Below are 14,368 nucleotides of genomic sequence, written 5' to 3' on the forward strand. Positions count from 1 at the left end.
CACTAAAAAAGATGCAAAAGATTTTGGTGCTTTTGCTTTGTGCAGTATCGGCGGTGTCTTTTGGGCAGCAGTCGCTACAGCTCAGGGTGGAAAGCTATGATAAACAGCCGCTCGTAGGGGCGGTGGTGCACTTCGTAGGCAAACATTACATTACCGATAGGGAAGGCTCCGTTGTGATTACCTCACTGAAAGCGGGGGTCTATCCCATTAAGGTGAGTTACTTAGGGTATACTGATTTTCAGGGGAATATAAGTGTTCCTCAGCAAGGTGTATATACCATCGCTATGCGTGAGGAAGTAACCCAATTAGCCGCCACTTCAGTGGTAGGTACTATTGCTGAGAGAAGAGAAGAAGCAACTAAGGCAGTGACTACCATTGCCAAACCTGCGCTGCAACAACAACGTGGTGAGGAGCTTGCCAAGGTGCTAACCTCTGTAGCTGGTGTATCAATGATACAGACGGGAGCTACTATTGCTAAGCCTGTTATTCACGGCTTGCATAGTAATCGTATTCTTATCCTCAATAATGAGGTACGCCAAGAGGGGCAACAGTGGGGGGCAGATCACGCTCCTGAGATAGACCCTTCGGTGGCAGATAAGATTAGCGTAGTAAAAGGGGCTGATGCTGTCCGCTACGGTTCAGACGCCCTTGGTGGTGTGGTGATTATTGTACCTAATAAGCTGCCTTATGGTGATGGGTTGCACGGAGAGCTTTCGCCTTCGTTTGCCTCTAATGGGCGACGTACTGCAATGACTGTAAAGGCAGAGAGTTCTGTACCGAAGTTGCGATCGTTGGCTTGGCGTCTGCAAGGCAGTTTAAAGCGTTCGGGCGACCTGAGTACAGCGAATTACCTTCTGAATAATACCGCAGCAGCAGAGCACGACTTTTCAGCGGCTTTGGGCTATGAGAAGCACAAGGTGGGAGTGGAGCTTTTTTACAGTAGATATGAGAATGAGAGCAGCGTGTTCTATGGGTCGCATATCGGTAATTTAGACGACTTGCTGGCACGCTTTGAGATAGGGCGACCACTGACCATTTACCCTTTTTCCTACGAGCTCAATGCTCCTAAGCAGAAGATAGTACATCATCTGCTCAAAGCCAAAGGCCACCTATCGCTTTTTGGAGGTACACTCACTGCACAGTATGCCTATCAAGACGATGTGCGTCAAGAGTTCAATGTACGCCGTTTAGACCGTACACGTATTCCTGCACTGGATATGGACTTAAAGACCCACTCTCTTGATGTGAATTGGCAGCGACAGAGTGATATATCTGTGGCACATCGTTGGGATACGCAGATAGGGGTAAGTGGTATCAGTCAGGATAATTACAATCAGCCTGGTACAGGGGTAGTGCCTGTAATCCCTAACTTTGTATCGCTTGGTTACGGGGCTTTTGCTGTGGAGAAGTACAGTTGGGAGCGTTGGTTGCTCGAAGGGGGTTTACGCTACGATTATAAGTATCTTAATGCCGATGGATATGATAGTTATGCACAGCGTTATGGAGGTGAGCACGAGTTTCACAACCTTACCTATAGCTTAGGGGCGATGGGGCACTTCGGTAACCATTGGCGACTGAGCACTAACATAGGTTTTGCGTGGCGTGCACCACACGTCAATGAGCTTTACAGCAGTGGATTGCATCACGGGGCAGGTACGTACGAGTTGGGTGATGAGCACCTTAAATCAGAAACAGGTATTAAGTGGATTGTGTCAACAACTTATCATAAGACAGACCTATTGGAGTTTACCTTAGATGTGTATGCACAGCTTATCAAAAATTATATTTACGACTATCCTACGGGGGATACGCGTACGCTCTTCTCAGGGGTATACCCGATATTCCAATATACTCAGGCAGATGCTTTTTTCAGAGGGGCAGACCTTGATGGAAAACTCTGTTTGCTGTCAGATATAGCTGATAAGGACAAGTTGTGGTACGATCTGCGGGCATCGGTAGTGTTTGCTAGCGAACAGCGTACAGGTCGGTATTTTCCGTATATCCCTGCGCCGAAGTTTACTCACAGCTTGCGCTATGAGGTAGAGGAGGCTTGGGGAATGAAGCACTTAAAGGCATCATTGGGGCATACTTTTGTTGCCAAACAGACGCGCTTTGAGCCTTCACAGGAATTGGTGAGTACTACCCCTGAGGCGTATCATCTCTTTGAGGCATCACTGGGGGCTACGGTACCCATCAGCGAGACACAATCGCTATCGCTGTACCTCTCGGCTGAAAATCTCTTCAATACAGAGTATAAGGAATATACCAATAGATTTAGGTATTATGCCCACGACTTAGGGCGGAATGTGCTGCTAAGAGTGGTATATAATTTTTGAGGTGCGAGCCGCACTAACAATTTTAAAGTTAAATTAATAAACATTTAAAGAAATGAGAAAGATATACAATTATTTTAGAGCCATTAGTTTGGCAGTATTGGCAGGCGTAGCGTTAGCGGCTTGTTCAAAGGATACGAGCAGTAGTGGAGAAGATCCTAATAATAAAAAGGAGGAGAATAAGACTACTGTTGCACCTACTTTTTCAAATACGGAAGTAGGAGAGAATAATAGTAAGACAGTGCAGATAGGAAAGCAGTTGCACATAGAAACTGATATTAGGGCTGAAGCAGGTATTAAGTCGGTTGTGCTTACCATACAGTATAAAGGTGAGGGTACTTCTTCTTTTTCAGTGAACCAAGATTTTCCTAAGGCAGTAGGCAATAATAATGGTAATATACACAATCATTACAGAGTGCCAGCAGATGCTAAGGAGGGAGATTATCAGTTCACACTTACTGTTACAGATAAACAGGATAGAACGGGTGTTATTAGTGAAATTATTAAAGTCACAAAGTAAAATGAGAAAGATATATAATATTTTAAGTATTGCAATGGTGACTCTTTTTATCTCGGGCGCCATTATAGGCTGTAGCAAAGATGGAGGAATCACCAAGCCAAAAACGCCTACTGATGAAACTCAGGATAGGGGACACGACCTGCCAGATAAAGTGGTTTTCAATGTTACGGATGTAGCTTCTAAAACGACTCAAACCATTGAGGCTGTGAATACCTCAGATGGCATAAAGTACAATTTTACAAGTCCTATTACCTTTAAGAAGGGAAGACAGTACTTATTTGCCATTGTGTATTCCAATAAATCAAAGCGGTTGAATTCAGAGTTTGTAAGTGCGAAGATGGCACCTATCCATCAACATTTCTTTGAGCTTTATAAAGGTACTTATCCTAAGAATAGGGCAGAAAGGAAAGAAATGGTGGCCTTAATGGATAACTTGGTGCAATACGAGTATCAAGATACTGACCCTGAGGATAAAGACTTAGGAGAAGCAGGAGTAACGCTGCGCAAACGCACTTGGGATACGAACAATCCTACAGCTAATGACCCTATTGGGTTAAAGGGAGTGTTTACTATCAAAGAGGCGGATGATAGCACAGAGAGCTTTACGTTGCGCATTAAGTTGGCACACTTTTTAGTGGCTAATAAGCTCGATCCTAAGTCGGGAGAAGTCCGTAAGTATAATGTAGTGGAGTATACTAATGCCTTTGTGTTGGATACCAATATGGAACTCCCTATTAAATTAACTAAATAATAAACACTTTAAAATTACACAGAAATGAAAAATATAGTAAAAATATTCAGTATAGTATTGATAAGTCTTTTTGCAGTATCTTGTCATAAGGATGATGATGTTAAAAATCCAATAGAGCCCAAGCCCATAGATCCTCCTCAAAAACCAGGAGATAATGAACAAGTACTTGATTGGAGTAAGTTCCAGTGGAGCAAGGTAGAGTTGCGCTTCACCAAAGGGCACTCACACGGTTATTTCCACGGAAATCCTGAGTACCCAGGGGTGAAGTATCTCAATTCAGTACATAAGTTTATTTTTGAGAATAAAGATGGCAAGTTAGTAGCTGATGCGAATAACCCTAAAGCCTTGCCTTGGATTGGCGACTCATCAAGTAAAGGCGAATCACTTTCAGGTTTGGAGATTATCTTCTACGATAAGGATGGCAAGCGTGTAAACTCATTTCTTTCAACAGGTGATGCCCCTAACCACTATCAGTTTTTCTTTACTGGGAATGGTTTTACGGATGTAAAAGGGGCTACCATAACAGTTACTCAAGCGGAAGTGTTTGGCTACACATATCGCGATACTGACCCTGAGGATAAGTATTTCAAGAAGAGTATCTCCGATAATGTTCTCACAAGTAAACTTAGAGCTGAGCATATTGGGCTAAAAGGCTATTTCAGCATAAAGAAACCTTATGTGCATTTCAACCTGAATATTGTTCTTTCATATTTTAAAACTAAACCCTCTGATTTGGTATATAATACAGACGCTAAGGACAAGCAATTGATTCACATCACTATTCCTGTGCATATTTATACCGATGTAACAAATGAGGATAGTGCTGTGGAAGATGGTGCTAAGGAGTTTGGAGTGCCAAAGGAAGTGATAGAGAAGGAGCAAGATACAATCTTGAAATCGGATATAGGGGAAAGCAGTACGCTATTCATATAAAGTATTTTGTACATTCATAGTAAGATCGGCTGTCTGGGTATAAGGCAGCCGATTTTATTTTGTGTAAAAACTACTGTTATATGAATTGTTAGGTTATTTTTCTGCGATATCGATAGGTTATAAGATTTAGTCTTGTCTAAAAAATGCTTATCTCCATCCGTACTGGTACCGTACTGATACCGTACCTCTTCCGTACTTGTGTCGTTAGGAAAATTTTCTTTTTAAGGAGAGAGTTTAGTGAGTAGGGGATAACTGTGCGGCTTCTTAGGTGTTTGTATAGAGATAGTGTTTTTATATGATATTGGTAATCAGTTGTTAGGGTTTTTTATGATTTTTTTTATGCTTTATTCTTTGGTGGTTTCGAATATTTGCCGTAACTTAGCCGAAATTTTTAACCTCAAATACTATACAAAATGGTAAAAGGATTTTTTAAAGTGCCTAAGGCAGTAAATGAGCCTGTAAAAGGCTATGCACCAGGGTCGGCTGAGCGCGCAGCAGTGCTCGCCGCTTATAAACAGTTATGGAATGCCCCTGTTGAGGTGCCGCTCTACATTGGGGCTGAGGAGATAAAAACAGGCAAGACGAGCGAGATGCACCCGCCTCACGACCATCAACATAAGCTCGGCGTATATCACAATGCTGAGAAAAAGCATGTGGAGCAGGCGATTGCCGTAGCTCTTGAAGCCCGTAAGCGATGGGCAGCGCTTCCTTGGGAGGAGCGCGCTTCTATCTTTCTGAAGGCGGCTGACCTCATCGCAGGTCCGTATCGTGCACGGATGAACGCCGCTACGATGATAGCACAGTCCAAGACGGTGCACCAAGCTGAGATTGATTCGGCGTGTGAGCTCATCGACTTTTTGCGCTTTAATGTGGCGTTTATGGCTGATATTTACGCAGAGCAACCCGCCTCCTCTGAGGGGGTGTGGAATCGTGTGGAGTACCGCCCTTTGGAAGGCTTTGTGTATGCGGTTACTCCTTTTAACTTTACGGCTATTTCGGGCAATCTGCCTGCAAGTGCTGCCCTGATGGGCAATGTAGTTATTTGGAAACCAAGTGCCTCACAGGTGTTTGCTGCTAATATGCTGATGCAGGTGTTCAAGGAAGCAGGCTTGCCCGATGGAGTGATCAACTTCGTCAATGGCGATGCCGCGATGATCACCGATACCCTTTTGGCAAGTCCGCATTTTGCAGGGATACACTTCACGGGCTCTACGCACGTGTTCCAAGATATATGGAAGAAGATAGGCAATAATATCCATACGTACAGAACGTATCCGCGTATTGTAGGCGAGACGGGCGGTAAGGACTTTATCATCGCACACCCTTCGGCACACGCGCAGGAGGTGGCTACGGCTATCACCCGTGGGGCGTTTGAGTACCAAGGACAGAAGTGCAGTGCGGCATCGCGGGTGTATCTGCCTAAGAGCAAAGCACAAGAGATATTAGACTTAGTAAAGAAAGATGTATTATCCTTTAAAATGGGTTCGCCTGAGGATTTGAGCAACTTCATCACAGCGGTGATCCACGAAGCCTCGTTTGACAAGCTGGCTAAGTATATCGATCAGGCTAAGAAGGACGCCGATGCAGAGGTGTTTGTCGGCGGTGGTTACGACAAGTCGAAGGGCTATTTTGTAGAGCCTACGGTGATTGTAACTACCAACCCTAAGTACACCACTATGGAGACGGAGCTATTTGGTCCTGTGGTAACGGTGTACGTATACGAGGACGACAAGTGGAGCGAGACCCTCCGCTTGGTAGATGAGACCTCAGTGTACGCGCTCACAGGCGGGGTGTTCTCGCAAGATAGATATGCGCTGAGTGAGGCATTACGTGTACTGGAAAACGCTGCGGGCAACTTCTACGTAAACGACAAGCCGACAGGGGCGGTAGTAGGGCAACAGCCTTTCGGGGGCGCACGAGCTTCGGGCACCAACGACAAAGCAGGCTCGGCACAGAACCTCTTGCGCTGGGTGTCGCCACGCCTTATAAAGGAAACGTTTGTACCCCCTGTGGATTATAGATATGCTTTTCTTAGCGAATAGTGATTAGTGATTAGTGATTAGCAATTAGTAGTTAATGCACCACTAACCCCTAAATTAAATATTAAAAAAAGTGGATTGGTTTTTTAATTTGATGAGCAACCACGAGAGCGTTGCTTATACTGTTATTATTTATGGAATCGTCATTGCGCTGGGAGTAGCGCTGGGTAAGGTCAAGGTATGGGGCATCTCCTTTGGGATCGCTTGTGTGCTCTTTACAGGGATTGCAATGGCGCACTTTGGGTTTACCGTGAACAAGGAAATCCAACACTTTATGAAAGAGTTCGGCTTGATACTCTTCGTCTATACCATTGGACTACAAGTGGGTCCAGGGTTCTTTGCGTCCTTTCAGAAAGAGGGTATCAAGCTCAATATGCTGGCACTCATATCGGTGCTCACGTGTGTGGCTACGGTGGTAGCTATTTTCTATATCACAGGCGTTGATATGGGTACATTGGTGGGCATAATGTCGGGCGCGGTAACCAATACCCCAGGGCTTGGGGCTGCCCAAGCGACTTTGGAGAGTGTACAGACCGCCCAAGGGATAGAGAATGCGGCAGAAAACGCTAAGCAGCTTTCAACGGCTTATGCGGTGGCTTATCCCTTTGGGGTTTTTGGCATCATCATCGTGATGCTCGCTCTGAAAGGCTTCCTGAAGGTGAATGTAGATGCTGAGAAGCGTTTGCACGTATGGCGGCATTCAAAAGAGCAGGTGGTGATCAACCGCTTTACTATCAAGGTGAGCAACCCCGCACTCTTCGGCAAGAAGCTCAGTGTGATAAAGGATACCCTCAATTTTGACTTTACCATCTCGCGCATCAACCGTATGGGCGAGGTTATCCTTGCTGATAGTGCAACCATTATCCACCGCGATGATGTAGTGCTGATTGTCGCCAATAAAAAGGAGAATGAGAAGTTTCTCACACTGATGGGTGAGAGTGTATCCATTGACGAGTACTTCCCTGATGAGAAGGAAGTGAAGTACGCCTCACATCGCATCAACGTTACTCAGCGACCTATCTTCACCAAGACGCTGGCAGAGCTGGATGTGCGTAGGCGATTTGGGGTAACCATCACCCGTGTGTACCGCGCAGGAATTGAGTTTCTGCCCTCAGCTGATACGAAACTGCAATTTGGTGATACACTCACCGTTATTGGCGATGAAGAGCACATCAAGCTCGTGAGCAAGGAGTTCGGCAACTCAAAGAAGCGACTCAATACGCCTCATATCGCTGAGCTCTTTATGGGTATAGTGCTTGGGGTGCTGGTAGGTAGCATTCCGTTCCACATCCCTGGGATTGCTTTCCCTGTGAAGTTGGGCTTGGCAGGCGGGCCACTGATTGTGGCGATCCTCATTAGCAGGTATGGCGGTAAATTCTCCGTAACCCATTACGTCTCGCAGAGTGCGAACCTGATGATACGCGAGATAGGCATTGTACTATTCTTAGCCAGCGTAGGCTTGGATGCAGGGGCGACTTTTATCCATACGATCCTCAGTGGCAGTGGCTTGTATTGGATGGGCTTAGGGGCACTTATCACGCTCATTCCGCTGATTGTTACCTCCATTATAGCGCGATTCAGCAGTAAACTCGACTATTTGGAAACCTGCGGACTCTTGGCAGGGGCTTGTACCGATCCGCCAGCACTTGCATTTGCTAACGAGATGACTAACTCCGAAATTCCTGCCCTGACGTATGCAAGTGTGTATCCGCTAACTACGTTCCTGAGAATTATGGTTGCACAAATATTGATTGTATTTTTTCTTTGAGTTTTAAAAAATATGCGTACCTTTGCACCCTGAAAAAGTAGAATTGTATGTTTGGAGATATGATGGGTATGATGGGGAAACTCAAAGAAGCCCAAGAGAAAATAGAGGAAGCAAAGCAGCGTATGGATAGCGTGCTCATTGACGAGGCAGCCTCTGATGGTAGCGTAAAAGTAACCATCACTGCCAACCGTGAGATTAAGAGCATTGCCATTGATGAGCGGCTGCTCGCTGATAAGGAAGAGCTTGAGGACTACTTAGTGCTTACGCTCAATAAAGCTATTGCACGTGCTACCGCCGTAAATGAAGCTGAGCTGGCAGCCGTAGCAAGGCAGGGGCTTCCGTTCAATCTTTAAAAAATAATAATGTATGGGTAAAATAATTGCTATTGCAAATCAAAAGGGAGGCGTAGGAAAGACTACTACCTCAGTAAACTTAGCTGCCGCACTTGGGGTATTGGAAAAAAAGGTGCTGCTCATCGATGCTGACCCACAGGCAAACGCCACTTCGGGCTTAGGCATTGATGTGGACTCCATCGAGCACGGCACTTACGAACTGCTCGAGCACACTATGGAGGCAAAGGATATGATCGTGCATACCGATTCGCCTAATCTTGACCTCATCGCAGCACATATCAACTTAGTGGCGGTGGAAATTGAGCTTGTGGACAAACAAGAACGCGAGTTTATGCTCCGCAAGTCATTAGAGCCTATCAAAGATATGTACGACTACATCTTGATAGACTGCGCACCATCGCTGGGGCTGATCACACTCAATGCACTCACGGCTGCCAATTCAGTAATTGTGCCAATACAGTGCGAATACTTCGCTTTGGAAGGCTTGGGCAAGTTGCTCAACACCATCAAGAGCGTGCAGAAGGCTTTCAACCCTAATCTGGACATTGAAGGGCTGCTGCTGACGATGTACGATGCCCGTTTGCGCCTATCAAACCAAGTGGTGGAAGAAGTGCAGAAGCACTTTAGCGATATGGTGTTCAAGACCATCATACAGCGCAATGTGCGCCTGAGTGAAGCTCCAAGCTATGGAGAGACCATCATCAACTATGATGCTACCAGCAAAGGGGCTACCAACCACATCAACTTGGCGCAAGAGATAATCGATAAGAACAAAAATTAATCAAATGGCAAAGACTGTAAAGAAACCAGCATTGGGTCGTGGTATTTCGGCAATCTTCGGAGAGAGTGCAGCTACTGAAATCAACTCTATCAACGATAAGGATGCCGATAAAATTGTAGGTAATATCATTGAATTAGACCTCAATTTAATAGAGACCAATCCTTATCAGCCGCGCACTTCCTTCAACGAAGAGGAGTTGCAAGGGCTGGCTTCTTCCATTGAAGAACTCGGTGTAATACAGCCCATCACAGTGCGGAAACTTCAAGGGCAACACAAATATCAGCTTATCTCAGGCGAACGCCGCTTTAGGGCAGCTAAAATTGCGGGGCTGGATACGATACCCGCCTATATACGCTTAGCTGACGACAATGAGTCGCTGACGATGGCATTGGTTGAGAATATCCAACGGCAGGATTTAGACCCTATCGAAACCGCCCTTTCATACCAACGCCTCATTGAGGAACTTAACCTTACGCAAGACCAATTGAGCCGCCGCGTAGGCAAACAGCGTGCCACCATCACCAATGCACTGCGATTGCTCAAACTCCCTCCGCTGATTCAGACAGGTATGCGCGATAGCTTTATCTCCGCGGGGCACGGGCGTGCATTGTTGGGTATTGAAGAGGCTGAAAAACAGGTGCAAATATACCAACGCATCATCTCGGAAAACTTATCGGTACGCGATACCGAGCTGCTCGTAAGGAAAGCAGCTGAAGAAGGCAATGATTCAATACATATCAAGATACCGAAGAGCCTGAGCAGTAGCAAGGTGGAGGTGCCTGAATACATCAAAGAGCAGGCAGGACAACTCAGCCATTACTTCGGCACAAAGGTAGCGGTGAAAATGGGTAAGGGTGGAAAGGGTACCCTCACCATCCCGTTCACCTCTGAGGAGGATTTCAAACGTATTCATAACTTATTACATACCAATGAATAAATATATTGTTTTCATAGGACTATTGTGTGCAGGCATTTCACAAGCCCAAGAGAGGGTGCAAATTGTGGAAATGTCCTCTGACTCGGTGCAGGTCGAGGCTATGAAAAACAATGTTAAGAATATTACTTGGAACACTGACCCCCTTTCGCCTGCTAAGGCAGCCTTCTACTCGGCTGTGTTGCCAGGCTTAGGACAGATATACAACAAGAGCTATTGGAAGCTCCCCTTAGTGTATGCAGCCGTGGGCACACCTATTTATTTCTATATCATCAATTCAAAGGAATATAACAGGTATCTCACAGCTTATAAAAGCAGGCAACAGGGGCGCACCGACGATGAGTTCTACGGCAATCGTGCAGATGGGCAACCCCGCCTAAGCACTGACGGACTGCGCCGAGGCATTCAGTTCTATCGCCGCAATAAGGAACTTTCTATACTGATCGGCATTGGGCTATACGCCTTGAATATCATCGATGCTAATGTAGAGGCACATTTAAAGCAATTTAACGTCGATGAACGCCTGAGCGTGCAACCTTACATACAGGCGGATTTCCTCACACAACCGCAGTACGGGCTTAGCATTACGTATAAATCAAGGAATTAGGTTTTTATATAAAAAAGGCTATCTAAGAGTTAATGATTGCTCTTGATAGCTTTTTTGTTGTCAGTGACTTATTTATATATTCTTCTTGCCAGTTGTGGAAAGTCAATGAAGGGATTGCGGTTGCCTTGTGCTCCTTCAATTACATTGTTTCTATTCTTTTCAATGTACGACACAGGGTCTTCATCGTTCCATTGAAGGAGAAGGTCAATACCCCCTGTAGAAATATCTTCATTCAGAGGTAGGTTATAGCGTAAGTTTAAGTATAAAATCATACGTGCTACATCTCCTTTCCATTCATCACCTGGGTACCAAGCAGTACCTATTTTTTCAGCCTTACCTTTCCCTTCTGTATAAGGACGATTACCTCGGCTTGAGTTTACGCTTTTATCACATACGCGTAAGTGATGCAAGTCGCCTATGGCAGCTGAGTTTTTTTCTTTGTTAATCTTTGAACGAGGATAAGTGTGCTCAGTGTTGAAGGTAGTAGGGTAGTAACCTTTATTGCCCTCGTATTCTTTCCAATAGCGTTCTTCACCTGTGTACAGCAATACCACGTTATCAGGGTTTTTCTCGCTGCGATCAGCTTTGTATAGGTATTTATGACGATCGCCATAGCCAAGGATATGTGTGTGTTTTTCGATGGTTAAAGTCGCTAAATCGTCGTATAAGGCTTTCCCTGTTTTATTGAAATCAATGCTGCCGTAATACGCCTGCAATTCTTTTGGGACGACAATCTTTTGTTCCTGTTGCTGTGGTTTTTTCTTCTCTCCTTCATCAGAGCGTGGTTGCTCTGAGGCTGCTTTATTGCAAGAAAGGAGTGCAATGAGTCCTACTAATAAAATCTTTTTTATCATCATTATTTTGTTTTATTATTTGCGTTTATTGGCAATGTACATCACGTCGGAGAATACTCCGCTAGCAGTTACTTTTGCACCTGCGCCTGCTCCTTTGATTACCAAAGGCTCTGTTGGGTACATATCCGTGTAGAGGGCTATAATATTGTCCTTTCCATCTAAATGATAGAAAGGACTGCTAGAAGCTACTTCTTGGAGGGATACTTTTAGAGTACCCTCAAGTAGCTGTGCGACAACTTTCAGCTTAGCGTTCTTTTCTTTTGCCTTGTTATACATTTCTTGGAAAAAGGTTTCATTGTCGGATAGTGCTTTGTAGAAAGCCTCAACAGAGGTAGTTTGCATTGCTTGGGCAGGTAAGAAACTCTCAAAAGCTACTTCTTCTATTTCTTTCTGCTCACCTGCCTCGCGTGCTAAGATAAGTATTTTGCGGATCACATCCAGTCCACTGAGGTCAATACGAGGGTCAGGCTCTGTATAGCCTTCTGTTTGTGCCTGTTTTACAATTTCAGCAAAAGGGGTAGTAGCATTGTAGTGATTGAATATAAAATTTAGGCTGCCTGATACCACTGCATCAATACGGTGAATTGTATCCCCGCTGAGACGCAAGTTCTGTATAGTTTTGATAATAGGCAATGCCGCACCTACAGAGGTCTCATACTGAAAATCGCAGTTTTTATCTTTGACAAGTTGCATTAGCTTGTTGTAATTTGCCAAAGGAGAGCTCCCTGTTATCTTATTGCAGGTCGCCACTGAGATGGTGTGATTAAAGAAACGCTCGTAGAGGTTGCTAATAGCCTCTGAAGCCGTGTTATCCACTACGATGCTATTACGGCGGTTGACGCTAATAATCAATTCTGCCAGTGCAGAGGTATCGGTGTAAGGAGTTCCTTTTTCAGGTAGAGAGAGTGCTTCCTCATAGGTGAGTCCTTCCTCGTTGAGCAAGTATTTTTTGCTATTAGCTACAGCAGATACGCGTAACTCTATCTTTTGGTATTGTCTGCAATAAGCTTGCTGCTGGTATACGATATCCAAGAACTGCTTGCCTACATTGCCTATGCCTATCACGAAGAGGTGTACCTTCTTAGTAGCCTCTTGGAAGAAGCGTTCGTGCACCACATTTACAGCTTTATGCTCGTCCTTAGCGTCAATCACTACGGAGATATTGCGCTCAGAAGCCCCTTGTGCAATAGCTTGCACATTGATGCCATTATTACCCAAAGCACTGAATACCTTTCCGCTAAGCCCTGTTTGGTGCTTCATATTATCGCCGATAAGAGCTAATATCACGTGTTGGTGGGTTAGGCTGATAGGGTCAATCTGCCCTGTGGCTATTTCACGTTCGAACTGCCTTTGTAGCGCTTGCTCGGCACTCTGTGCATCACTGGTTTTTACTGCGAAACAGATGCTTTGTTCTGAGCAACTTTGAGTGATGAGAATGATGTTTACTCCTGCACTTTCAAGCGATTGGAATACGCGTCTTGCACTTCCTTTGGTACCTGCTAAACCTATTCCTGAGACGGTCAGCATACTGATGTCTGAAAGCGTAGAGACTCCTAACACTTTATCGCTATGGGTGGTGGAAGTAACTGTACTGATGCGCGTCCCCTTATCCGTTGGATGGAGGGTATTGAGCAGGTATACAGGGATCTGCTTTTCCATTGCAGGACGAATAGCAGGAGGATAAATCACCTTGGCACCGAAGTATGCCATTTCAAAAGCCTCTTCATAGCTCATTTGGGTAATAACTTTGGTGCTTTTTACCAATTGTGGATTGGCGTTCTGCATACCATTTACATCACTCCAAAGCTCTATTTGAGTAGCATTTGTACAATAGCCATAGATAGCAGCTGTATAGTCCGAACCACCTCTGCCCAGTACCATTAGCTCTGTGGAGGTATTGGTAGCAATAAAACCTCCTGCGATATAGCACTGCAAGGTGTTGATAGAAGCACATTGCGCTTGGGTAGCTTGTAGGTCTACTTTGGCATTGCAGTAATCACCAGTGGCAATGATGTATTTATCAGAAGGAAGATAGCTCAGCTTCACGCCTTCTTGCTTCAAATATTCAAATAAGATGTGTGATGAAAGCAGTTCTCCTTGTGCTAAGAAGCGCGCTTTGGTACGTTCTGAAAGTTCTCCCAAGGCATATACGCTCTCACAGAGTGATGTGAGCTTTAAGAAGGTTTGCTGTATGTAGACCAGCGTTGTAGTTTGTTTGTCAATAGGCAGTAAGCTCTTTGCCATTGCGATATGTCGCGCTTTAAGCTCCTCAAGGGATTCCGAATGATGCCCTTCAAGGGCTGCTGTGGCTAAGTGTTGCAGGGCATTCGTTACCCCTGCAAAGGCAGATACCACCATTATAAAGGGTTCTGTCTTGGCTTTTACAATCTCTTTTACCTTGTGAATATTCTCAACGGTTCCTACGCTTGAACCTCCAAATTTTATAACTATCATTCTTTAAATACAATTTGTTTGCCTCTATGTGAGTACAAATA

Annotated in this window: 12 protein-coding genes; 10 read left to right on the forward strand and 2 right to left on the reverse strand. The window is 44.9% G+C overall.

The features are described from left to right. The first annotated feature begins 11 nt into the window (after positions 1-11). From AXF12_RS07040 to AXF12_RS07085, 10 genes are all read left to right on the forward strand, one after another. A complete protein-coding gene (locus AXF12_RS07040) occupies positions 12-2,336 on the forward strand; it encodes a TonB-dependent receptor (protein ID WP_066429611.1) in 2,325 nt (774 codons plus the stop codon). A gap of 52 nt (positions 2,337-2,388) precedes the next feature. Then, positions 2,389-2,853, forward strand: coding sequence for a DUF4625 domain-containing protein (locus tag AXF12_RS07045; protein ID WP_066429613.1), 465 nt, complete (start codon positions 2,389-2,391; stop codon positions 2,851-2,853). A gap of 1 nt (position 2,854) precedes the next feature. Continuing rightward, entirely contained in the window at positions 2,855-3,604 is a 750-nt protein-coding gene (locus tag AXF12_RS07050; RefSeq protein WP_066429616.1) for a hypothetical protein, read from the forward strand. A 24-nt stretch (positions 3,605-3,628) separates the two neighbouring features. Further along, positions 3,629-4,537 carry a hypothetical protein gene (locus AXF12_RS07055; protein ID WP_066429618.1) on the forward strand — a complete coding sequence of 303 codons (909 nt, stop codon included), beginning with the start codon at positions 3,629-3,631 and terminating at the stop codon, positions 4,535-4,537. A gap of 413 nt (positions 4,538-4,950) precedes the next feature. Beyond that, positions 4,951-6,579: an L-glutamate gamma-semialdehyde dehydrogenase gene (pruA, locus tag AXF12_RS07060; RefSeq protein ID WP_066429620.1), complete on the forward strand. Its 1,629-nt coding sequence runs from the start codon at positions 4,951-4,953 to the stop codon at positions 6,577-6,579. A 70-nt stretch (positions 6,580-6,649) separates the two neighbouring features. Further along, positions 6,650-8,344, forward strand: a complete 1,695-nt coding sequence (locus AXF12_RS07065) for a putative transporter (protein WP_066429624.1) — start codon at positions 6,650-6,652, stop codon at positions 8,342-8,344. Positions 8,345-8,391: 47 nt separating this feature from the next. Further along, positions 8,392-8,697 (forward strand): YbaB/EbfC family nucleoid-associated protein, encoded by a 306-nt coding sequence (locus tag AXF12_RS07070; RefSeq protein ID WP_066429626.1) that lies wholly within the window; start codon positions 8,392-8,394, stop codon positions 8,695-8,697. A 13-nt stretch (positions 8,698-8,710) separates the two neighbouring features. Continuing rightward, positions 8,711-9,478, forward strand: a complete 768-nt coding sequence (locus AXF12_RS07075; protein WP_066429634.1) for a ParA family protein — start codon at positions 8,711-8,713, stop codon at positions 9,476-9,478. 4 nt (positions 9,479-9,482) lie between these two features. Continuing rightward, complete coding sequence (locus AXF12_RS07080; protein ID WP_066429637.1) at positions 9,483-10,415, forward strand: ParB/RepB/Spo0J family partition protein; 933 nt, start codon at positions 9,483-9,485, stop codon at positions 10,413-10,415. Then, positions 10,408-11,019: a DUF5683 domain-containing protein gene (locus tag AXF12_RS07085; protein ID WP_066429639.1), complete on the forward strand. Its 612-nt coding sequence runs from the start codon at positions 10,408-10,410 to the stop codon at positions 11,017-11,019. The genes AXF12_RS07080 and AXF12_RS07085 overlap by 8 nt, the downstream gene beginning before the upstream one ends. Positions 11,020-11,087: 68 nt before the next feature. Here the strand turns inward: AXF12_RS07085 and AXF12_RS07090 are convergent, their stop codons facing one another. Both AXF12_RS07090 and thrA read right to left on the reverse strand, forming a co-directional pair. Continuing rightward, on the reverse strand, positions 11,088-11,873 hold the full coding sequence (locus AXF12_RS07090) for an endonuclease I family protein (protein WP_066431855.1): 786 nt from the start codon (positions 11,871-11,873) through the stop codon (positions 11,088-11,090). A gap of 15 nt (positions 11,874-11,888) precedes the next feature. Continuing rightward, positions 11,889-14,327: a bifunctional aspartate kinase/homoserine dehydrogenase I gene (gene thrA / locus AXF12_RS07095; RefSeq protein ID WP_066429642.1), complete on the reverse strand. Its 2,439-nt coding sequence runs from the start codon at positions 14,325-14,327 to the stop codon at positions 11,889-11,891. Positions 14,328-14,368 lie beyond the last annotated feature (41 nt).

It is taken from the genome of Capnocytophaga haemolytica, from assembly GCF_001553545.1.
Classification (GTDB): Bacteria; Bacteroidota; Bacteroidia; order Flavobacteriales; family Flavobacteriaceae; genus Capnocytophaga; species Capnocytophaga haemolytica.